21 protein-coding genes are annotated in these 22953 nt (G+C 44.6%); 8 read left to right on the top strand and 13 right to left on the bottom strand.

Going from position 1 to position 22953, the window contains the following annotated elements; genetic code table 11:
• Nucleotides 1–455 precede the first annotated feature (455 nt).
• On the top strand, nt 456–857 hold the full coding sequence (locus AAEY80_RS06680) for a hypothetical protein (RefSeq protein WP_025651081.1): 402 nt from the start codon (nt 456–458) through the stop codon (nt 855–857).
• A 234-nt stretch (nt 858–1091) separates the two neighbouring features.
• Here the strand turns inward: AAEY80_RS06680 and purC are convergent, their stop codons facing one another.
• The 5 genes from purC to AAEY80_RS06655 form a co-directional block, all read right to left on the bottom strand.
• The gene (gene purC, locus AAEY80_RS06675) at nt 1092–1805 is read right to left on the bottom strand and encodes a phosphoribosylaminoimidazolesuccinocarboxamide synthase (protein ID WP_025651082.1); all 714 of its coding nucleotides are present in this window, start codon (nt 1803–1805) and stop codon (nt 1092–1094) included.
• 140 nt (nt 1806–1945) lie between these two features.
• Complete coding sequence (locus AAEY80_RS06670) at nt 1946–2266, bottom strand: hypothetical protein (protein ID WP_227502331.1); 321 nt, start codon at nt 2264–2266, stop codon at nt 1946–1948.
• A 131-nt stretch (nt 2267–2397) separates the two neighbouring features.
• Complete coding sequence (gene dapA, locus AAEY80_RS06665; protein WP_025651084.1) at nt 2398–3303, bottom strand: 4-hydroxy-tetrahydrodipicolinate synthase; 906 nt, start codon at nt 3301–3303, stop codon at nt 2398–2400.
• Nucleotides 3304–3790: 487 nt separating this feature from the next.
• On the bottom strand, nt 3791–4999 hold the full coding sequence (locus AAEY80_RS06660) for a metallophosphoesterase family protein (protein WP_025651085.1): 1209 nt from the start codon (nt 4997–4999) through the stop codon (nt 3791–3793).
• 267 nt (nt 5000–5266) lie between these two features.
• Nucleotides 5267–6631 (bottom strand): Do family serine endopeptidase, encoded by a 1365-nt coding sequence (locus tag AAEY80_RS06655; protein WP_374189992.1) that lies wholly within the window; start codon nt 6629–6631, stop codon nt 5267–5269.
• An 816-nt stretch (nt 6632–7447) separates the two neighbouring features.
• Between AAEY80_RS06655 and AAEY80_RS06650 the strand changes: the two genes are divergently transcribed.
• Entirely contained in the window at nt 7448–9745 is a 2298-nt protein-coding gene (locus tag AAEY80_RS06650; RefSeq protein WP_025651087.1) for a cation:proton antiporter, read from the top strand.
• Nucleotides 9746–9893: 148 nt separating this feature from the next.
• Here the strand turns inward: AAEY80_RS06650 and tmk are convergent, their stop codons facing one another.
• Both tmk and mltG read right to left on the bottom strand, forming a co-directional pair.
• Nucleotides 9894–10526: a dTMP kinase gene (gene tmk, locus AAEY80_RS06645; protein WP_201566288.1), complete on the bottom strand. Its 633-nt coding sequence runs from the start codon at nt 10524–10526 to the stop codon at nt 9894–9896.
• Between the two features lie 133 nt (nt 10527–10659).
• Nucleotides 10660–11955 carry an endolytic transglycosylase MltG gene (gene mltG, locus AAEY80_RS06640; protein ID WP_025651089.1) on the bottom strand — a complete coding sequence of 432 codons (1296 nt, stop codon included), beginning with the start codon at nt 11953–11955 and terminating at the stop codon, nt 10660–10662.
• A gap of 170 nt (nt 11956–12125) precedes the next feature.
• Between mltG and AAEY80_RS06635 the strand changes: the two genes are divergently transcribed.
• Nucleotides 12126–12890, top strand: a complete 765-nt coding sequence (locus AAEY80_RS06635) for a DpnI domain-containing protein (RefSeq protein WP_350588090.1) — start codon at nt 12126–12128, stop codon at nt 12888–12890.
• On the opposite strand, the gene AAEY80_RS06630 is transcribed toward AAEY80_RS06635, so the two are convergent.
• Nucleotides 12882–13406, bottom strand: coding sequence for a hypothetical protein (locus AAEY80_RS06630; RefSeq protein WP_025651091.1), 525 nt, complete (start codon nt 13404–13406; stop codon nt 12882–12884). The two genes, AAEY80_RS06635 and AAEY80_RS06630, sit on opposite strands and share 9 nt — an antisense overlap.
• Nucleotides 13407–13532: 126 nt before the next feature.
• Nucleotides 13533–14291 carry an IS5 family transposase gene (locus AAEY80_RS06625; RefSeq protein WP_025651202.1) on the bottom strand — a complete coding sequence of 253 codons (759 nt, stop codon included), beginning with the start codon at nt 14289–14291 and terminating at the stop codon, nt 13533–13535.
• A gap of 174 nt (nt 14292–14465) precedes the next feature.
• Here AAEY80_RS06625 and AAEY80_RS06620 point away from each other — a divergent pair, with 174 nt between their 5' ends.
• Together AAEY80_RS06620 and AAEY80_RS06615 are read left to right on the top strand one after the other, a co-directional pair.
• A complete protein-coding gene (locus tag AAEY80_RS06620) occupies nt 14466–14639 on the top strand; it encodes a DpnD/PcfM family protein (protein ID WP_227502332.1) in 174 nt (57 codons plus the stop codon).
• A 118-nt stretch (nt 14640–14757) separates the two neighbouring features.
• Nucleotides 14758–15429 (top strand): DNA-methyltransferase, encoded by a 672-nt coding sequence (locus AAEY80_RS06615; RefSeq protein ID WP_265088506.1) that lies wholly within the window; start codon nt 14758–14760, stop codon nt 15427–15429.
• A gap of 18 nt (nt 15430–15447) precedes the next feature.
• On the opposite strand, the gene AAEY80_RS06610 is transcribed toward AAEY80_RS06615, so the two are convergent.
• Both AAEY80_RS06610 and AAEY80_RS06605 read right to left on the bottom strand, forming a co-directional pair.
• Nucleotides 15448–16455, bottom strand: a complete 1008-nt coding sequence (locus AAEY80_RS06610) for an aminotransferase class IV (protein WP_350588088.1) — start codon at nt 16453–16455, stop codon at nt 15448–15450.
• Between the two features lie 15 nt (nt 16456–16470).
• Nucleotides 16471–17145, bottom strand: coding sequence for a hypothetical protein (locus tag AAEY80_RS06605; protein ID WP_101212174.1), 675 nt, complete (start codon nt 17143–17145; stop codon nt 16471–16473).
• A 373-nt stretch (nt 17146–17518) separates the two neighbouring features.
• On the opposite strand from AAEY80_RS06605, the gene aroE reads away from it, so the two are divergent.
• The gene (gene aroE, locus AAEY80_RS06600) at nt 17519–18379 is read left to right on the top strand and encodes a shikimate dehydrogenase (RefSeq protein WP_025651097.1); all 861 of its coding nucleotides are present in this window, start codon (nt 17519–17521) and stop codon (nt 18377–18379) included.
• Nucleotides 18380–18460: 81 nt separating this feature from the next.
• Here the strand turns inward: aroE and AAEY80_RS06595 are convergent, their stop codons facing one another.
• Nucleotides 18461–19600: an FUSC family protein gene (locus AAEY80_RS06595; RefSeq protein ID WP_201616920.1), complete on the bottom strand. Its 1140-nt coding sequence runs from the start codon at nt 19598–19600 to the stop codon at nt 18461–18463.
• 447 nt (nt 19601–20047) lie between these two features.
• On the opposite strand from AAEY80_RS06595, the gene AAEY80_RS06590 reads away from it, so the two are divergent.
• Nucleotides 20048–21868, top strand: coding sequence for an acyl-CoA dehydrogenase C-terminal domain-containing protein (locus AAEY80_RS06590; RefSeq protein ID WP_025651099.1), 1821 nt, complete (start codon nt 20048–20050; stop codon nt 21866–21868).
• A gap of 199 nt (nt 21869–22067) precedes the next feature.
• On the top strand, nt 22068–22544 hold the full coding sequence (locus AAEY80_RS06585) for a hypothetical protein (RefSeq protein ID WP_025651100.1): 477 nt from the start codon (nt 22068–22070) through the stop codon (nt 22542–22544).
• Between the two features lie 14 nt (nt 22545–22558).
• On the opposite strand, the gene AAEY80_RS06580 is transcribed toward AAEY80_RS06585, so the two are convergent.
• Complete coding sequence (locus tag AAEY80_RS06580; RefSeq protein ID WP_025651101.1) at nt 22559–22933, bottom strand: 5-carboxymethyl-2-hydroxymuconate Delta-isomerase; 375 nt, start codon at nt 22931–22933, stop codon at nt 22559–22561.
• Nucleotides 22934–22953 lie beyond the last annotated feature (20 nt).

Below are 22953 nucleotides of genomic sequence, written 5' to 3'. Positions count from 1 at the left end.
AGTTTGAAATGCAACACGGCACATCTTACTCTTCAACTCATTCTTTTAAAACGTTGCACTTCTTATTTGAATCTAGGTATTAATAAATTAGCATAAAAGTAAGATAAGATATTGAAGACAATGTTGGCGCTATGTTTGATTTTTTATACGAGTTAGACTATAAATCTGTGGTCGGAAGGCTAATATTAATAGTGCGTGGTAAGTATCAATACTTATGGATAAAGAGGATTTCGTCATTAAGTATTATTGATAAACAGATAAAAATCGCAGTCTGTTTTGAGTAGTTCCACAAATCTAGTCTATTTTAAGTGGTTTGTTAATAGGTTTGAGGGGCAAAATAACTGGTTCCGTTGGGGTATACCTTTAACAGTTTTTATGAGTTCTTAACTAAACACAGTAACGAAGGATTTGTGATAAATTTATAATTTGGAAAGAGCTACAGAAGGTAAGTTTTAATGATTACATCAGCTGAAGAGTTTCTCTTACTCAGAACAAGTGACCACACCCAAGATTATGGAAGAGCGATTAACGAGTGTGCAGCATTGGAAACGTGGTTTGAAATAATACGTCACTACCCAACTATGCGCGAGTGGGTAGCTCTAAATAAAACAGTTCCAATAGAAGTTCTTGAAACGTTGACGTACGATGACAGTCCTACCGTTAGAGGGAATATTGCTATGAAAAACAAAATAACTAGAGAAATATTTGAGGTATTGGCAGATGATAAAGACGCCTCTGTCAGAAATAGACTCGTCTATAATAAAAACATACCAAAAGACTTGCTATTGAAGTTAACCAATGATGATGAATCGTTCATCAGAAAAAACGCTATAAATAAGATTAGTGAAAAATTTTGAGTAAGCAAAGCCAAACAGTTCGATACCTATATAGCGCATCAATCACGATAGAATATGTATGGTAAGTACACACCATGAGGTACACTGTGACTATTTCAGCGATTTGAAACGTTGATACCATTAGCCTACAGCCGAAGGTTTAAGTCCTCACTAGGGAACCATCATTCATATAATGCCATAAAAAAACTGAGCACATGGCTCAGTTTTTTTTGTTTTGCGCTAGACATTTACGACTTAGCTAAGTGGCACACCAATACGGTTGGCCACTTCTTCGTAAGCTTCGATAACATCGCCTAATGATTGACGGAAACGGTCTTTATCCAATTTCTTCTTGGTGTTTTTGTCCCAAATACGGCAGCCATCTGGTGAGAACTCATCACCCAAAACGATACGGTCGTGGAATACACCAAACTCTAATTTGAAATCGACCAGTATTAAATCGCCAACTGCAAACAGTGCTGTTAGCACCTCATTGACTTGATGCGTCAGCGCTTCCATGCTCGCAAGCTGTGCTTGAGTTGCCCACCCAAGAGAAATCGATAGTGACTCATTAACCATCGGATCGCCAAGCGCATCATCTTTATAAAACAGCTCATAAGTAGGCGGCGTCAATGCTTGCCCTTCTTCTAGGCCTAAACGGCGCACCAAACTGCCCGCTGCAAAGTTACGTACGACGCACTCAACGGGAATCATATCTAGGCGCTTGACCAATACTTCGTCTTCAGATAGCTGCTTTTCAAAATGTGTTTCAATACCAGCGTCAGCCAATTTTTGCATAATAAAAGCATTAAAGCGGTTATTAACCACGCCCTTACGTGCTAACTGTTCGATACGCTTACCATCGAGCGCCGAGGTGTCATCACGGAAGTGTAAAATCAAAAGATCGTTGTCTTCTGTTTCATAGACAGATTTGGCTTTTCCTTTATATAGCAGTTGTTGCTTTTGCATTATGGAGTTCCTGTTCGTTCAAGCTTATGTGGTAAAAACGCGCAGCGACCGCTGGACTCTGTACGACGTCATTCATTAATCTATTAGATCATGAATAACCATAGTAAAAAGTCAGCGGTATAAATAGGGAAACACAGTGTTTAGTTTGATGACTCGCTCACGGCAACAGCGCGTTGCGGCTTAGGTAATTGATACTGCTTACCCGCTTCGTTCTGTAAGGTGAGTGTATTGGCACCTGCATTTGGGGTGGCGTATAACGGTACAAAAGGTGCTGGCTCCTGAGCAACCGGTAGCTCTAGAGGCGCAAGCTTTTTGCTTTCTTGATATTCTAAGCTGCCATTATCGCGCTTACCAAGAAAACCTTTGGTCATTTGACAGCCACTTAATACTAAGGTGCTACCCAATATCAAAACCATCATAGCAGGAAATGTTTTGGTAGGGCTTGATGATACTTTCATCATATTATCTCTCTGAGTTAGCAATTTTTGCTTATTTGGGCGACTGACTTATCGTTACCGTTAAGTGCCTCACTAAGCCCTAAATCATTAATAATAATGTAGGGCTTAGTGTTTAACCATTCAATCGTCAATACTTATCGTAAATTCGCACGAACCAACGCTTCATCAATGGTGGCATGATGTTGTTCTGCCAACCATACCAACGGCAGACGAATACCAGTATCTATCATACCCATCTTATGTAACGCATATTTTGCTGGAATGGGACTAGATTCAATAAACAAATCACGGTGTAAGTGTTTAATCACATCATGCGCTTTATTGGCGGTATCAAGGTCGCCGCGTAGCGCTGCCGAAAACGTTTCGCTCATCGCTTTTGGCGCGACGTTAGCCGTTACCGAAATATTACCTTTGGCACCCATCTGCATCAAATCAAGCGCCGTACCATCATCGCCAGATAGAACAACGATACGGTCGCCAACCGCTTTAATCAACTGCTCACCACGAGCAACTGAGCCGGTCGCGTCTTTAATCGCCACGATATTATCGATATCAGCCAAACGCTCAACCGTATTCTGCGCGATATCAACTACAGTACGCCCTGGTACGTTATAGAGCATCTGCGGGATCTTTACGGCTTGGGCAATCGCTTTATAATGCTGATACAAGCCTTCTTGTGGCGGCTTATTGTAGTAAGGAGCGACCAATAATGCACAGTCTGCACCAGCATCTGCCGCATCTTGGGTGAGCTTGATGGCTTCAGTCGTATTATTCGCGCCTGTACCCGCTATCACTGGTACACGGCCTTTGACGTGCTGCACAAAGTAGCGAATCACATCGCTATGCTCTTGCATCGACAAAGTCGCTGATTCGCCAGTGGTGCCCACGGCAACGAGGCAATGGGTGCCCTGCTCGATCTGCCAGTCTATGAGGTCGGCCAGACGTTTATAATCGACCGTGCCGTCAGGATGCATGGGCGTTACCAAGGCCACCATAGAGCCTTGTAGTCGGGTTTTAATCTCGTCATATGCTGTGCTCATAACTGTGCCTTACTGTTGTATTGTCCTAGCTTTATTCAAGCTGTCACATGATCCATCGTTTGCAATCGCCAATGTCTATTTTTACATTAATAACCAGATCAATGGTAGCTATTGCATGATGTTCATACTGGGCATTTATATACAGATGATAGTGACATTCTCATTATAGAATCATGTGTATATCTATCCGCATGGACATTATTTTTGTCCATTGCCGATGCTATCTATCAATCATAATAAAAACGCCTACTAGTGTAGCATATTTTGATTTAACCGCTATCAGTCAATTAATGCTCAGTCCAGATATACCCTATCTATTTGCGCGCTATTCCAAGCGCTGTTTAGCGCTAATGTTATGCAACATAGACACAAGGGCGGCTACTTATAGACCTTATTATTTAAGGCTTACTGTTTAGGGCTTATTGAACATTGATAAATAGTTAGTTTAGCGTAATTATGCAAGCGGGATAAATGCTTTTGAATTATTTTAACGAATCGTCAACACATCGATGGTCGGACGATACCAGCGAAAAGGTAACCCTCGGGTGCCCACTCCACTACTGACAAATATCTGCGCGCTACCATGCTGGTATAGGCCGCGCTGCTTACCCATGCGACTGTTATCCAACAATGACGACTGCTTACCTATACGACGAATGTCTTGCTTTTTTTGCGCCGTTAATATGTTTTTCTGTATTGCTTTGGCCGCACCGGTAATCAATAAAGGTCGGGGTTGCAACGATTTTGGTAAGTCGCTAATACTATCAAATCGTGACGCAAGAATAATGACAGGCTTAGTTGCCTGCTCAATTTCAGCACTCAGCACAGCTTTATTAGGCACATTCAAAGTGTCGTCATCGTTCAATTGTTTCGGGATATCTTGCCAGCCGCAAAGTATGGCCACGACTGGATTGTCCTGTAGATATTTTTGCGTGCTGGTATCTGGGTGGCCTTTTATATAACTTGCTTGATTTGCTATCAATCGACCGTTGCCAGTTCGAGCACATTTAAGCGGCAACGACGTACATTGCTGCCCGATATAGTTGATATCCAGTACGTCAAAAGCATTGGCCAAGGTGTCTTCTAACAATGGCTGACCTTGCTTGGTAGTATTGATCGACTGATAACGCAAATCCGAGGTACTCATGACCGTATAAACGGGCTTATTTACCCCTTTAAATAGCATCAACTGCCCGACCAAATCGGCGCTTGGATAATAGAGCCAATCACCTGTGATCAATACCGCATCTGCTGACAAGGCATTGATGGTAGCGACCAGCTTGCTGATATGACGCGGCTTGCCACTATATAAACCAATGCGCAAATCGGCTAATACCGCCACCGTAAGCGGAGTTGTTAAGCCCAAATCAACAGCATGATGCTGCAAACGCAAACGATTGGGCTGCACAACCACCGTATAAAAATACAGACCCATGGCAATGACAGCCATCAACACGGCATTCGGTGACAATTGTGCCAGCATGGGTGTCACTTGTTGTACTCGCCCAATAATCAATAACAGTGCCCAAAAAGGCATGGTATAGGCAGCGTAATATAGCAACAACTTTGACCAAATACGCCAAAAGCGTTTTGTGGGATTGGCATTGAATGTCTGTAATCCTGACCACAATATGATATACGCTAGCAAGGCTGCTGCTATAGTGATGCTAAGCGTATAAAAAGCGTGGTCAGTCATAATTACCTAGCTATATATAAAGGTATGAATAGTCGTTTGTGCCGTTGGGCGCGCAATCAAATCAATGTTGGTCAATCAAACCAATGTCCAAATTAACGTCCAAATCAATGTGACTTGCTCACCGTTAAATTGAGCAACAGCAACTCATCAAAACCAATCGATAAAAAAATCAGCCATTATAGAGGTCGAGCTCTATGATAGACAAGTATAATTATCAATGCTTATCGAGATACGTCATTTAAGCATAGTCGATTGACTATATGATAACTATTCAATACGCAGGCCAATAATACCAGGGATGCCTTGGCGCATGACTTCAATCGTTACCACACCCTTTTTGGGAAGTGAGGAGATAGCACTAGAAAAATCAGTGACCTTGGCAATAGGCTTTTGGTGAAAATTAGTAATAATATCTCCCGCCAAAATGCCCGAGCGCGCGGCTAAGCCTGTCGGGTCAACGGTCGTGACCAATATCCCTGTTTTATTGTCCACTGCCAGCTCTGCTTGCTCATCTGGGGTCAAATTGCGCAGACGTAAGCCTAATTGCACCTCATCATCTTGCTGAGAGCCGCTTTGTGCCCTGACATCATTTGGCGCATAAGTGAGCTTGCCTTTTACGAGCATTTGCTTGCCATCACGCTGAATCTGGGCGCTGAACGGATCATTGGGTCGCGCTCGATTGATCAGGTTCAATAAATCTGCAGCACGCATAATCTGCACATTATTGTATTGCAAAATGATGTCGCCTGCTTGTAGACCTGATTTTTGGGCAGGCGAGTCTGGTGAGACGCGGGTAAGTAGTGCGCCCTGTGGACGCGCTAAATTATACGCTTCCGCTAAATTACGATCGATGTCTTGAGGATAAATACCCATATAGGCACGTGCGACTTCGCCATTGGTTTTGAGCTGCTCGTAGATATCCATCGCCGCATCAATAGGAATTGAGAACGACAAGCCCATATAACCGCCCGTACCACTAAAGATACGTGAGTTGATACCGATGACTTCGCCGCGCTGATTAAATAATGGCCCGCCTGAGTTACCCGGATTTAATGCCACATCAGTTTGGATAAAAGGCACGCTGGTCTCACGTGAAAAGCTGCGAGACTTGGCACTGACGATACCTGCGGATGCCGAATAATCAAAACCAAAGGGCGACCCTATCGCCAATACCGGCTCACCTACCTTTAGACTGTCTGAATCACCAATCGGTAAGGCTGGGAACTGGTTGCCTGTGACTTTGAGTACCGCCACATCTGAGCGCTCATCGCTACCCACCAAGGTCACATCCAGCTCTGTTCTGTCATTAAGGGTCACGGTGATTTTGTCTGCACCAGCAACCACATGGTGATTGGTCAACATATAACCATCGGTGGTGACAAAAAAAGCGGTGCCATAAGCGTGTTCAATCGCAGGCGTCGCTGCTTGATCCGGAATACGTAAGCGATCTCCGAAGAACTGACGTAACAGCTCGGCGGTTTGTGCTTTGGCAAGCTCATCTTCACTGACCGTTTTGGTGACATTGACTCGTGCCACCGCTGGCGTCACTTGCTGTACTAAGTCAGAGAAGTCAGCAGTGGTGACCGCTGCTTGTACCTGAGACATAGTGGCTACATTAATACCTGTCGCCATTACCGTGCCGATAGCCAGTGCCAAAGTACTGCGTTGTAACCAACGCTGCATACGAATAGTAGATTGTGCTTGAAACATATTGATAGGCATATTGTCTCCATATGAGTGATTATTATTGTTAGCAACAATATTATCGCTATTATCGCCATAATAGATATAGCCAAATCCATATAAACCCGCTACATCGTCATCCTCGTTAACCATACTAAGGTATAGCCTGCATTCAGCTCCCTTATATCAAGGTTATTTGAATTCAACGATAGCAAGCTTGTCTAAATTTATAGGAATAGTCCTGACTGCTGGTCAGTTTACTACTTGTCTGCGAGTTTATGTAGTAGCGCCTGACCATGATGGCAAATATAAGCCGGTTTAATATGACGTCATACTGTCTTCTCATTTTTTGTAATCTTTGATATTGATATTAATAGTGCCGTTACCTACTCGTGTGTCAGCGCAGAACGATGGCGCGTGGCTATCACGGCAGACAGACCCTTGACATATATAAAATAAAATCATGATATGATAACAAACCTAATAAATTATTTAGAAAACAATAGTCAGCTATAATAAGGTGTTATTTACAGAACGCCAAGCAATTTGGCTTTTATCGCCTTTATTTTCCATCTTTTGTGTTTCTAGCATTGGTGTATTTAGCTTGAGACACTTTTGTCTTTGTTACTATATAGTATATATATCATCCATGATTCATGATGGCTATGGTTATTATTAATTTGCCGTTACAAAAGGTTTTTGACGGCTAACGATGACCTATTTTAATAGCTATACAGCATCACAAGATTATAAAAGGATTAATTTATGGATACCGCCCTATTATTATCCGGCGTGGTTGGGATTGGCATTGCCGCCCAATGGTTGGCTTGGTATTTAAAGCAACCATCCATTTTATTTTTATTACTTATTGGTATTATCGTTGGCCCAGTGCTCGGCGTATTCGACCCTGACTTGGTGTTGGGCGAGCTGATGTTCCCGTTTATCTCTTTGGGGGTGGCGATTATTTTATTCGAAGGCTCGCTAACGCTAGAGTTCGATGAAATCAAACAACACGGCTCGGTCGTGCAGATGCTGGTATCAGTCGGGGTACTGATCACCATTGCTATCGTGGCGCTGTCGACTTATCTATTGTTCGATGTCGATCCACTGATTGCGTTGCTGTTCGGTGCACTGGTCTGTGTGACGGGGCCAACGGTAATTATGCCGCTACTGCGTAGTGTGCGACCCAACAAGACCATCTCCAATATCCTGAAATGGGAAGGCATTATCATAGACCCCATCGGCGCTATCGCCGTGGTATTGGTCTACGAGTATATTATCTCAGGCGGCGAAGCCAGTAGTATCTTACTGTTTGCCAAAATCGTGGTACTTGCAACCGCGCTAGGTATGGCGGGTGCTTGGGTACTGGCGTTCCTCATGCGTCGGCATATGATTCCTGAGTTTTTGCGCAATGTCTTTACCCTTGCCTTTGTTTTGGTATTATTTTCAGTCTCAAACCATTTAGAGCATGAGTCGGGTCTACTGACCGTCACCGTATTAGGCGTTGCCCTCGCCAACTGGCCAAAATTCCCGCGCGATACGATTTTAGAGTTTAATGAATCGTTAACCATTTTATTAGTTTCAGTATTATTTATCATTCTTGCGGCTCGTGTTGAGCTTGAAAGTCTACTGCAGGTTGGTTTTGCGGGTCTAGTATTACTGGCTATCGTGATGTTCATCGCGCGTCCATTATCAGTATGGGCCTCGTCCATTGGCTCTAACTTAAAGACCAATGAAAAGTTAATGATTAGCTGGATTGGACCACGCGGTATCGTCGCTGCCGCTATCTCATCTCTGTTTGCGATTCGCTTGCAAGAATATGATATCCAAGGCGTTGAACTGCTAGTGCCATTGGTATTTTTGGTTATTATTGGTACGGTCATGATTCAGGGCTTGGGCGCAAAAATGGTAGGTAACCTGCTTGGTGTCCGTGAGCCTGAGACCAACGGTATCCTGATCGTCGGCTCCAACCCAATTGCCCTGCTCGTCGCCACCTCATTAAAAGAGCAAGGCTTCGATGTCATCGTCGCTCATAATAACTATACCAATATCGCGCGCGCGCGTATGAGTGGTCTGCGCACCTATTTTGGCAACCCCATCTCTGATCACGCCGACCATCATCTTGACCTCATTGGTATTGGTCATTTATTTGCCATGAGTATGGATAAAGAGATGAATACCTTGTCTGAGATTCATTACCGTCATGAGTTCGGTGAACGTAAGCTTTATCGCCTCAAGTTCAGCGACGAAAAAGTTAAAAGTGAGCGCGACGATAAGCAAGGTAACTTCCATTCACAGTGGCTGTTTGGCAAAGATGTCACCTACACCAAGCTTGCCAGTATGCTGTCCAGAAAAGCCCGTATTAAAATCACCAATATTACGGACAGCTATAGCTTTGAGCAGTATAAAGCTGACAATAAGCAATTCGTGCCGCTCTATACGCTAGATAAAGAAGGCAAGCTGCACGTCATCACGGACAAATTCGAAGGATCAGTACCGCGCGATCGTAAGCTGATTTCTTTGGTCGTTGATGATGAGGTACAGCCAAAGCCAGTAGACGTCACGCCAAAGCAAGAGCAAGCACGCGCTGCTGCAGATGCCAGCTTTGAAGCCAACTCTAAAGCGCCTGAAAAGCGTAAAGAAAAAGAGATGGTGGAAGAGATTGCTGATACGCCAGAACAAGAGCTAGCCGTCGCGACTGATAAAGACAGTGACAAGAGTGCCTCTAACAGCACTAATAATGCCAGTATCAAAGCGGCGGCAGCAAAGAGTGATGCTGTAAAGGAAACCACAAAGGCTGAAACCAATGAAAATCAGGACATAGAAGCTAAAGAGTCTTTTAACAGCCCCTCTAATAAAGGCGTGATGTCTGATAATTCAACGGCAACATCCAAGACTGCTAAGCCGACTACTAGCAATAGTGGTACAAACGGTAATGGTAATGCGCCGAAGATGAAAAGTGGTGCGCTCGACCCTAATCGCCTACCTGACTCAGATCATGACAATACCAATAGTGATGCGAAGATAAAGGATGCGGCAAAAAAGGCTGCGGATAAACCATAACGCTATTGTCTGAAAAGCTAACGAGCAAATAAAAAGCCCTCATAATGATTATGAGGGCTTTTTTATAGGGTGCTATTTGACGATGTTTGGCAAGATTTAGCCATTTTTAGCCCATTTAGATGACTATCGAGTAAATTGAAGACACGCTCTAGCTAAGATGAAATCGTGTCGCAACCGTTTGCCATACTCGCACACTTACTTCGTCAGCACTGCCTGAGGCGTCGATACGCTGGATACGCTCAGGCTGCTCGCCAGCAAGGACACTGAAACCTTTATGCACCCGAGTAAAAAACGCCGTCGCCTGCTGCTCAAAACGATCGGCAGCGCTACGTTTACCCGCCCGCGCCATGCCTTCTAATACTGGCAAATCCAACCATAGAGTCAGCTCGGGCAACTGGGTAACAAACTGACCGATAAGGCTGTCAATTTTGGCTCGTACCGCCTCATCACCATGCGCACGTCCAAAGCCCTGATAGGCAATGGTAGAGTCGGTAAATCGATCGCATATCACCCATTTACCACGCTGTAATGCGGGCAAAATTACTTGTTGCAGATGGTCACAGCGCGCCGCAAACATCAGTAGCAGCTCAGTATCATCATTAATTCTGGTATCAGGGTCTAGCAAAATAGCGCGCAACTGCTCTGCAAACGGGCTACCACCCGGCTCACGGGTACGCAGATAGTCGATACCATGCGCCTCTAGTCGCGCACATAACTGCTCGATAGCGGTGGTCTTGCCAACGCCTTCGGTACCTTCAAAGCTAATAAAGCGCCCTTGCATGGGCGCGGTATCTGTAATCTCAGGCGTGGCTTGAGCTGGGCTGCTGTATGCTAAGTTGGCTGCTATAGATGCTGACATACTATGACCTTATGTCATTGATGAGAATGGGCGTGGCTCTTCGGTACATACTGGCTTATGACGGCGGCGTTTGCGAGCGCTTTTCACGCATCACGCTCAGGTACTCTTTTACCGCCTGATTGTGCTCAGCCAAGCTATTGGTGAATTTGTGCCCACCGTTGCCTGTCGCCACAAAATACAACGCATCGCTATCCGCCGGATGTAAGGTTGCTTCGATAGAAGCCGCAGAAGGCAAGGCTATCGGTGTGGGCGGCAAACCATCAATTTGATAGGTGTTATACGAGGTCTTTTCGTCGATGTCTTTACGGCGAATATTGCCATCATAGCGGCTGCCCATACCATAGATAATGGTCGGATCGGTCTGCATGCGCATGCCTTTATCCAAGCGGTTTTTAAACACCGCAGAGACTAAAGGACGCTCTTCTGCCACGCTGGTTTCTTTTTCGATAATAGAGGCCATAACCAGCGCTTCATAAGGACTCTTATAAGGCAGGTCAGGCGCACGATTTTCCCATGCTTTGGTCAATGCCTGCTGCTGACGCTTGTACAAATCTGTCAATACCTGCTTGTCGCTGGTGCCCTCGCCGTAATAATAAGTATCAGGCGCAAACCAACCCTCAAGATTATGATTGACGATAGGGTCGTTACTATTGGTCACGCTGTCTGGCAATATACCTGCCAAATCTAAAGCCTGCGCGATACTAGCATTGCTAGCATTAGCGCCATTCACTGTCAGCACTTCTTTTTTGATAGTGTTATTATCACGTAGCGTTTGATATAGATCTTTAGACGTTTTGCCTTCGATAATTTGCACTTTTACCATCGCTGCTTTAGCCCCTTGCGCGAGCACTTGCAGCGCCTCAGCGATGGTTGGGTTCTCTGGTAATTGATAAATACCGGCATGTAATGGCGCGTCCACTTGCGACTTGATATAGAGCTTGGCAATGCTGGCAGAAAAAAGTGGAATCTGCTGTTGCCACTGCGGCAATAAGCCGTAATAGGTCTGACCTGACTCAATCGTCACCATTTGCTGCGGCTGCTCAATCCGTCCAAACAACGTCTGATAGACCATCACTAAGAAAAACGCGGCAATCAGCCCAAGCACGAGCAAGACTTGATAACCGCGCTGCATAAAGAACGACTGATTGTCTGCTTTATATTTACGTGGCTTACTTTTGCCGCTGATGAGCGAGACATCTGTTGCCGGTACGTCCTCTACTGCCGCCTCGTCGACGACTGGTCTAGCATCTGATGGCGTGCTAGCAACACGCTCGTCAACAGTTCCCGCTTGCTTATTGGATGGGGTATCATTAGGACGTTCAGGAGGCGTTTCAGGTGTGGGCGTGCTCATGGCAACTCGCGAGGCAGAAGTTTGCTAGAATTTAGCACTGAACCGTGCGCTTTTCAATGGTATTTGCTTAGCTTATGAATTATCTTGCTATTGATAGCAGTTTATATGGCTTAATACTTAGGCGTTTTTTTCAGTATTCTCAGCTTATCTATTAATAATGAAAATATCTTATGAACCTACATTTTAACCAAAGTCTTGCTAAAAACTATCACTCTGAACCTCAAAAAGTTCGTGTACTCAGTGAAGCATGGGTAAAAGAAAATAGTTACTGCACCAATTGTAGCGCCCAGTCGCTAGCTGAGTTTGCTAATAACAAACCTGTTGCTGATTTTTATTGCGAAAATTGTAATGAGCAATATGAGCTAAAAAGTAAAAAAGCCAAGTTAAGCAATGTTGTCAATGATGGTGCTTATAAGACGATGATTGAGCGTATCAATAGTAAGAACAATCCCAGCTTCTTCTTTTTAACCTACTCAAAAGAATACACCGTCAATAACTTTCTGATTATTCCCAAGCATTTCTTTACACCCGATATTATTGTTAAGCGTAAACCCTTATCAGTGACGGCAAAACGAGCAGGTTGGGTTGGTTGCAATATTGACTTACGCCAAGTACCCGAATCGGGCAAAGTATTTTTGGTCAAAGACCAACAAGCTATACCGCGTGAAAATGTCACTCAACAGTTCCAAAAGACTTTATTTCTACGCAAGCAATCTATGGCTTCACGTGGTTGGACACTCGATGTCTGGCAATGTATCGACCGACTCGATGACAGTTTTTCTCTCAATCAAGTTTATGCTTTTGCTGATGAGCTGCGGCTCAAACATCCTGAAAACAACCACGTAAAAGATAAAATCCGCCAACAGTTACAAGTATTACGAGATAAAGGCATCATTGAATTTGTGAGCCGTGGTCACTATCGAAAGTTATACTAGTCGCTTCTCGTTGTAGTGCTTAGGTTTTGGCTGTCCTTTTTTGTCACGGTATACATCGGCAATCAGCTCATCTCTATCATCCCATAATGGTAATCGCGCAGTAGCCACAAGACGCTGATGAAACTTATGCGCTGGATACTCCCAATCAATTTCATCATTGATTTTGAAAAAATGCACTCCACGATAGTCGATATAAGCATGCAATCGATTACGCACATAGCGATTCCACTGCCATAACAGCTGTACCGAGTTGCGTGCAGGTTTGGTAAAAGGAATTAGATTAACCGTCAATGCACACATCACCAATTCATCATTAGCAATAACGTCGATACCCTGCTCAATGACTTCTTCTCGCGTATGCGCATACTCAAACATACCTCCAAAAGCCAGTTGGGTGTAAGGCGACAAATGCACAATTTCATTAGGCTTAGCTTTGGCCAATCTACAAATTTCATCAAAAACCATTAAACGTCTGATTTGTATTGGAACCCTTACTTTTTCATATATGGAATGCATGCAGTATTGTCCTTTTAATCATTTCTATTGAAAAAGGATCATTGATCGATTTGCTTTATGACACAAGTCTGCGTAACAAAAGACGATCACTTCTTTTGAGCGCTTTTGCTAGGGTGTGTATAGAATTCAAATCAAGGGCAACCAGATAAAGACACAAGCGAGCATTACCGCCGCTGCAAAGCTATCTTTGAGCTTATCATATCGCGTGGCAATGCCCCTAAAATGTTTCAATCTAGCAAAAGCGTTTTCTACCAAATGACGGCAACGATACAAATACCAATCTAGTGTGTCGTTACTGCTTTTAGAGTTCGACTTAACAGGTATGACTGACTGAGCACAGTGCTTGAAGATACACTCTCTAATATCGCTACTATCGTAGCCCCTGTCTGCAATCACCGCTTTAGTCTGGTTGTTAATGGTGCTACATATCAACGCCTTTGCCATCTTAGAGTCATGTACTTGCCCACCTGACAGCTCAACATGTATAGGGTTGCCACAAGCATCGACCACTAAGTGCAGTTTGCTGCTATTACCTGCAACGCTTTTACCAATGGCCTCATCAAGATGACTGGCTGCGCCTGTACTATGCTGATGAGCTTTAACCACGCTACCGTCTATAAATAACCATTCACTATCATAGTTTGCTGTGACTATCTTCATGAGCTTTTGCCATTTACCGGTTTTACGCCAGTAACGGTATTGATGATATATGCTAGACCAATGACCAAAATAAGAAGGTAAGTCTCGCCATGGACAGCCTACTCGTATGCGGTACAACATGCCTTCAACGGTACGTCTTAGATTGGGCTTGTTATATACGTTAATTTGTCGCAATATAATAAATAGCTTGTGCCAATGTTCATCGTTGAGCTTAGTGCGAGCCATAAGTGACGCCTTGTTTCTTTGTTGTGGTAAACATTAGAGTAAGGCGTTGCTTATTTTTTTCAATGCTTTCTCAATTCTATACAGTCCCTAATCTAGTTGGTATAGATAACAAAAATAGATTTTGAATATGACAACTTGTAATTGTTGAGAATAGTTATGATAAGGACAGACGGTTTGAATATTTATCAAATAGAAGTAATCGAAACGATGAGTGCACTTATAGAAGTGGTTGCAGAAGATGGTGAAACTGCTCTGCTAAAAGCGCGAGAAGAATATAGAAGCGAGAATATTACTTTAGAACCTGATGATATGCTTGATACTGAATTTATTATCTTTGGCGTAGAATAGAATGAGTAGCTAGCTCAAACCTAAAGTAGCTCTCAGTACTTGTGAACCTTAATGGATAAGCGTATAGATAATAGTAGAGCGCTGGCTCTTAACCAGTACATTCAATAATGGTCTAACAGTGAAAAACGGTAAAGTCCAGTCAGTCAATAAAGGTCAGTGGGACAAGCTCATCAGTGACAATGATGCTTATAATTTTACCTATCAATGGTTATCTACTGTCCGTGAAAAAATGGCAGATAATGCAACTTTATGGGTCAGTGGCACACATCATAATATTTTCACTCTAGGTCGTATACTACCTGAGTTAGGCTTCAAAATACTCAATGTCATTACGTGGGAGAAAACCAATCCACCACCCAATTTTTCTTGCCGCTTTTTTACTCATTCGACAGAGTTTATCATTTGGGCAAGAAAATACCCTAAAATACCGCATTACTTCGACTATGATTTGATGAAACGATTAAATAATGACAAGCAAATGAAAGATGTTTGGCGTTTGCCAGCTATTGCCAAATGGGAGAAATCTTGTGGTAAACATCCAACACAAAAGCCTATGGCATTACTAGCGCAAATTATTTTAGCTTCCACCCAAAAAGATGCGTTAGTTCTCGATCCTTTTGCAGGTTCTTCCACAACAGGTATTGCAAGCAGTGTACTAGGAAGGCGCTTTATTGGTATCGAGCAAGAAACTGAATATCTGAAATTGAGCCAAGCTCGATATGAAGATCTTCAAAACGAAGGCAGGAAAGATTTTTTTAGACAGCATTTTTATCGTTTATTGAATAAATAAGATAGTAACTCACTCACTTTATAACCCCACCACTTCACCCGACAATAACCTCAAACTGCTCATCGGCATAATACCGCGTAACGCATTGCAAAAGAACAGTTGGCTTAACTGCGGCAAATCCTCATCTTGTAATGGTCTTATGATGGCTGGCTGCTCTGTACTGGATAGCCCATCGATGAGCGCTTGCCGCATCACGCCAGCGACGCCCGATTGTGCCATCGACGGCGTGTACCATTGACCAGTGCTCAGATAGTTGCCGTTGTTTTGAGGATGTGAAGGATTGGACGATTTTGCGAATGGCGATTCTGATAATTGATAGAACACATTACTCATCGTTCCTTCAACCCACTGCCCGCTCATATCACGCAGCAGCCCCTCACCGATACTGGGTTCGGCATTCACTGATAAATTATTGGTCGATAAATGATTGGCTAGTAAAAAGGGATTGGATGTTAATGTTTGGGCTTTAACGCGTTGTAGCTCAGCGCTTGCCAGTACATTATCCAGACGATTGAGACTTTTGAGTCCGGCAAGCGGTGGCGGTAGACAGGCGAGTTGTGAAGACAAGCAAGTGGCAGAAGCCACTGGTTGCAGAGGAACTAGGAACCCATTCGGTAAAGGCATCTGCTCAGCAGTGGCGATAGGCATGGCGGAAGACTTGAGCCAGATCTCACACGCACTGCCGGACGTGCTTGGCGTATAACCATAACCACGGACATCTTGCACCGCGCGGGTGACGATAAGCTTAAGCATGCCTTGCTGCAAGTGCTTGGCCTGTCTATGCAAGGTAGCTAACAGTGCTCGGCTATCGATATCGAGATGCAAGGCACTGGCATGAGAGTCCAGACGCTGCTGATGATAGCTCGACCACAGTATCCGTCCATCGATGACGCCCATAGTGGTAAAAAAGCCATCACCGTATGCCAGTCCGCGATTGTCTAATGGCATGGTTAGCGCTGTTACTGCTGCGTCATCGCTCGCCGCGCTTAGAGGTTGCAGACGTAGCCAGCTGTTGGGCGGCGGCATAATGGCGGCCACCGTTTAGCTATTGTCTGTTTGCGCATCGGCTTTATTCAGCACCAGCATACAGCTGTAAAACTCACATTTCGCCAGCTCTATTTTTTGTCCACCGACGGTTTTATTCTTAATAATTTGACCGCCCAGCATATCAGCGATTAATTTTCCGCCCTCATCACCCATCAGCTGACGCGCTAGCATATAGGATTTTTTGGCATGGTTTTGACTCAGCTCTTTTTCTTTTTTTGAGTCGGTTGGATTGGCGTAATACCAACCAAGCTCCAGATATTTTTCGGAGTCGATAAGGTCTAAATAAGGCGCATCGGTATCCATAAAGCGATACTTAGAGGCCGAATTACTGGCGTAGTCTAGGCTGTTTTCGTCCGTGCTGACCACTTTACCAAAGGTCGACTTGATATCATCCAACGCATCAACCGTAAGCGGGTCTACTGGGGCAGCGCTCCACGACGCAACCTCATATTTTACTGGTATGCCTTGCTGAGCAGTGGCACCATCTAAGTCGGCGGTTTTGGTCGGAGTGGTTTGCGTAGAGGTATCCGCAGCGCTCTGCTCGCTAGTGCTTGCCGCACTGGCCTCTGGATTTTGGGCGTCTTCTTTGGTGCTATCACAGCCACTCAACGTCACGCCAACTGCCATTATCATACTGACCATCAAGGTCTGTAGGTTATTATTCAACATGGACAATTTACTCACACTTTTAGATTGGTCTCAAAATAGTATTAACGAGCTGGCAGATGTGCCACTGATAATGAAGAATGTTGTTATTAAAAAGCTTGGTTGTAACCTAGCAGTTCCTGGCGTCTATTGATATCGATTTTTATGCTCACTAGTTTACCCAACTGCTGAACGCTTGACTACCCTTTAGGTTACGGATACCGCTCCCAGACAGTACAGATTTGTTAAAGACCTCACGTCTTAAAACGCTGTGTTTAATCGTGTATTTATTCCTTAACCGCTCCATTTGTCAAACATAACGTTATCCCTTATGATGAGTGGGTTTGAATGCTTACCAATCTGACCACTCCATGCCCTTACTGCCAGCGGACTATTTATGACCCAGCACTTTATTGTTATTGGCAATCCGATTGCCCACAGCAAATCCCCTGCAATCCATACCCAGTTCGCCGCGCAGGCAGGGATTGAAATTAGCTATCAGCGCCAGTATTGTCCCGATGAGGCAGCCAGTTTTATGGCGGTTATTGAGGCGTTTTTTCATGGTGGCGGTGTGGGTGCTAACGTGACGGTTCCTTTTAAACAAGTCGCTTATGCGTGCTGTCAGGCACGTGGTGGCTTATCAGAGCACGCCAAAGTCGCTGGTGCGGTCAATACGATTCTGCTCAATAAAGCGCTATTAAAAAGCGGCGCGCCAATAGCAGAGGCACTATACGGCGACAATACTGATGGGCAAGGATTGGTCAATCATATCAGTAGCTTGGGTTGGCCGCTAGAGGGTGCACGCGTTGCCCTCATTGGCGCGGGCGGTGCGGCACGCGGGGTGATACTACCCCTGATTCAAGCAGGTATCGGAACCCTGACAATTGCCAATCGCACAGTGAGCAAAGCCTGTGACTTAGTCAACGACCTTAGTGCCGCCAGTACCTCTATTAGTCAGCAGCAGATTACCGCTTGTACCACTAGCGAGCTGCGCGGACAGTTCGATATTATTATTAATGCCACATCGATTGGTCTATCAGGTGAGACTTTGCCACTGAGCGACACCCTACACGGTCACTATGCTTACGACATGATGTACGGTCGCACGCTACCGTTCTTGGAGCATTTCGCGGCACGTGGTGCGCAAATATCAGACGGCTACGGCATGCTTATCGGTCAAGCCGCCTTAAGTTTTGAGCGTTGGACGGGTCACAGTATCGATGTAGTGCAAGCCACTAAAGCCCTCAACGTCAAATGACTTACACGACCATTTAGTGGCTTGTGTGTGAACAGCAGAATTATAAGGCTCTCTCATATGCTTTGAATTTATGGTGTTGATTTAGTGTTTCGTTGTTTGACCAAAACGCGCCAGCATCCAGTTTTCTATCTGGCGTAACGGTACGCGCAAACGGTTTGAATGAATCGCCAGACCACCGCTAAGACCGACGACGCAGCCAATCGTGGTATCAAGCATGCGCACACGAATGACTTCCTCAGCCACGGGCTGCAACAGCGACATGCTGCCATATTCAGCGATAAATATGGTTAATGGGGTGATAAATACCACCGCCAAGCCATAATGACGATCAACCAACGCCTCGATACAGAGCATCATGAGCAGCACTGCTATCGCAACGCCCCATATCGACAGCCCCCACGATAGCATCCAACCTGCCACTGCCATTCCGACCAACGTACCGAGCAAGCGATGCACTTGTTTGATCCACATCGTGCGTAGCTGCATACCTTGAATGATGATAAAGCAGCTCATGGCCGCCCAATAGGGATATGGCATCTTTAGCAATACTGCGATTGCCAACGCCAAACTCACAAAGCTGGTCACAATGAGGCTGTCGCTAATCATGTCCGGCTCATAGGTATAAAGCGGCACAGGCACTATAGGACGCGTGGCTAACAAAAACAGACTATAAAGCAGCGCGAGCAACATCGAGATGCCACTACCCAACATCACCAGCCCTGTCGCTGACAATACTTGCGCTAATGGCACAGGTATGAATAAGGCGATTGCTCCCGCCATCATGACAAACAACCCTGCTGGTGGTGGCTGCTGATAATAGCGACCCAACATGACAATAGTAAAGGCAAGTAGCGCAAATACAGGCAGGCGCAGCACAGGTATCTGCTGAGCGATCAGTCCAAGCGCAAAGCTCATCACTATGGCAAAGCCCCACGCCATAATCGTCACCAGACGATACGGTAGCGTGCCTGACAATGGCAAATTAAGGATAATCATCGCCCCCAACGAGGCCTTGATACCTGAGGATAAGGCGTCAAAATAAGCACCAACGAATACGGGAAAGCTAATCGCAATAGCGGCGATAATCGGCATATGCCACGGTCTTTTACTGCGGTTAACCGTTAACAGATGCGTCAGCTCACCTGAAATTAAAGACTTAATATAGGCAAATAGGGTTGTCAACCAAGATACCAGACCTGCCTTGCGCTTTGGTGCGCTCATAACTCGCTTTCCTTATTCTGTCGATAGTCGATCGATATTTCTTAAATGGTTTTTGAGATTTCTTGGATTAATGGCGCGGTACTTATTTGCTATTAATTTACATGCGGTTTATATAAAAATTATTCATGACGCACAAGTACTGCCAATTTAAATACCGCATTATTAACTTATAACTTAATTTGATGTATAATTTAACGAACTATGAATATTAGTTATACGTTATATATTTGTGGCTGTAGAAGTCTTATACTCGTATCACCGTCATAGTAGTTGACTTTTATTAAGTAACGCTTGACCATACCTATAGCGGACAAGAATTTATTCATAAGTCCCATCGATCCTCCATAAGATCATTCATTTGCCACAAAAAATAAGCAAACATTCACTTGAATACACTTAGGTTTGAATCCTAGTGCTATGACAGTGAACCAACCAAAGAGACCAACTATGTTAACTTACAAAGCACCTTTACGTGATATCAAGTTTTTAATAAATGATGTGTTCGACTTTCAGACGCATTACAAAGATTTAGACAACGGCGCAAATGCTGATCCTGAAACGGTCGATATGATTTTGCAAAGCTTTGCTGACTTCTCTGAAAATGTCTTAGCCCCTTTGTACCAGCCAGCAGATGCAGAAGGCTGTCATTTTGAAGAGGGTGTTGTCACTACCCCTAAAGGCTTTAAAGAAGCTTACGATCAGTTTGTAGACGGCGGCTGGCAAGGTATTTCGTACCCTGAAGAGTACGGCGGTATGAACTTGCCTATGTCAATCAACCTCATTAAGTCTGAAATGATGGGTACGGCGAACTGGCCGTGGGCAATGTATCCTGGCCTATCGACAGGTTGTATTAACACCATCATGCAGTACGGTACTGATGAGCAAAAAGAAACGTACCTGCATAAATTGGTTGAAGGCACGTGGGCAGGTACGATGTGCTTGACTGAGCCGCAGTGTGGTACCGATTTAGGACAAGTAAAGTCAAAAGCGATTCCGCAAGAAGACGGTAGCTACAAGCTTAGCGGCACTAAGATTTTCATCTCAAGTGGTGAGCATGACTTGACTGACAATATCGTCCATATCGTCTTAGCACGCCTACCGGATGCGCCAGAAGGCACCCGTGGTATCTCATTATTTATCGTACCAAAATTCTTGCCGAATGCCGATGGCGAAGCAGGCGAGCGCAATGGCGTTACTTGTGGCTCTATCGAGCACAAAATGGGTATCAGCTCATCAGCGACTTGTGTACTGAACTTCGACGGCGCGTTAGGTTATCTCATCGGTGAGCCGAACAAAGGCCTAAAAGCCATGTTCACCTTTATGAACACCGCCCGTATCGGTACTGGTATCCAAGGTTTGGCACACACTGAGCTGTCTTTCCAAAACGCCCTACCGTATGCGAAAGATCGTCGTTCAATGCGTACGTTGTCAGGGACCAAAGATCCTGAAAAAGTAGCCGATGCTATCATTCATCACGCTGACGTTCGTCGTATGCTATTGACGCAAAAAGCCTTTGCTGAAGGCGGTCGCTCAATGATTTATCACTCAGCGCGTTATGCCGACAAAATGTCGCAAGGCGTTGCCAACGGTGATGATGCTGAGTTTGAAAAGTGGGATGACAAATTAGGCTTCTATACGCCTATCCTAAAAGGCTTTTTAACCGAGCTAGGTATCGAAGCGGCCAAGCATGGTCAGCAGATATATGGCGGTCACGGCTATATCAAAGAATGGGGCATGGAGCTGATCGCTCGTGATGCACGTATTGCCACTATGTACGAAGGTACCACTGGCGTACAGGCACTTGATTTGTTAGGTCGTAAGGTTATCTTACAGTCTAAAGGTAAAATCATCCGTGATTACACCTCAAGCATCATGAAATGGTGTGGCGAGTACGCACTTGATAAAGACATGCGTAAATTCGTTTGGGCATTGACCAAGCTTTGTGCTGAGTGGAACACCCTAACCGTACGCTTGATGCTAATGGCACGTAAAGACCGTGAAATCATCTCAGCCGCATCAGAAGATTTCTTGATGTACTCAGGCTATGTCATGATGGGTTACCACTGGGCGCGTATGGCGGCTGTCGCTTATGACAAGCTAAAAAATGGCGGCACTGAGTCACCAGAATTCTACAAAGCTAAAATCCAAACGGCTGAGTTCTATTTTGATAAGATTCTACCACGTACCTCAGGCCACGCCGAGGGTATGGTGGCACCAAGCGAAAGCATGACTGCCATGAAAATCGAAAACTTTGCTTTCTTAGACTAAAATCATGACTAAGACTGTACGAGTTACTTGATTATTAATAAAAAAAGCGCCTATTTATTAGGCGCTTTTTTATGTTTAACTAGGGGGTGTCCTCACTTCAAACGCTTGTATCTAAATGGGCTAAAAATGGCTATGGTATTGCTGATATTACTTTTCACTGACTATAGTAGATAAATAACAAAGTCAGTTAGGAGGTACGATGTTTTTGGTTAAAAATAAAACTACTTTAACAACCGCACAAGTGCTAAAAACGCTGTTGCTTAGTGCCACATTAATAGGCGTTAGCGCACACAGTGCGTTGGCTAAAAATAGCGACATCCCGATTCGTTTTGCCAAAGGCGCGCTTAGTAGTACAGTGACGGGACAGCTTAAGCCTAATGAAAACGAGCGCTGGTATCGCTTTAATGCCAGCAGTTGGCAATATGCCATCATTAATATTGCGCCCCTTACGGGCACCCCAGAGACTGCCAATGTCGGCGTACTGCATATGCCGAATGGCACACAAGATGGCACCAAAGGCGGTATCATTTATCAAGGCTGCTTGCCTGCCACTGGCACGTATCGATTGCGCATTGCTCGTAATCTGATGGCCACTCAAGGTCGCACCGCAGGTTATAGCGTTGAAGTGATTGTCTTACCTAAGTATGCTAGCGAGTCACTGTGCGAGTATTTGTAAGTATTCAATACGCCCTAGTCACCTAGCATTTTCTTATGATAAATCGCGCTGATTTCTTCCACCTCAACACAGATTTGTATGCCTACGCGCTCTGATTGCTCGGTATCTAACACCTCTTCTATGGTAGCCGTTAATAGCTCAGCAAGCTGATGGCGTATGACCTCATCACGACCGGTCATGATTTTTAGATGCGCATAAACAAAGCCATATGCCTGTTCGTCGTCTTCAACACCCACCAAAAATGTCTCAATAGGTATGATGCGTGCTTTGATATCCGTCGGCTTGCCAAAATGTCCACTATCCCAAAGCGCTTTGTTCAAAGATTTAAGTAAGGATTCTGCATGAGGGATACTGACATTGGGCGTGACTTGAATGGTTAAATGTGGCATGAGACTATCCTTAGAATATA

This window comes from Psychrobacter sp. 78a-MNA-CIBAN-0178, assembly GCF_040309625.1.
GTDB classification, from domain to species: domain Bacteria; phylum Pseudomonadota; class Gammaproteobacteria; order Pseudomonadales; family Moraxellaceae; genus Psychrobacter; species Psychrobacter okhotskensis.
The sequence above is the reverse complement of the archived record's forward strand: the minus strand, read 5'-3'. Positions and strand labels throughout refer to the sequence as shown.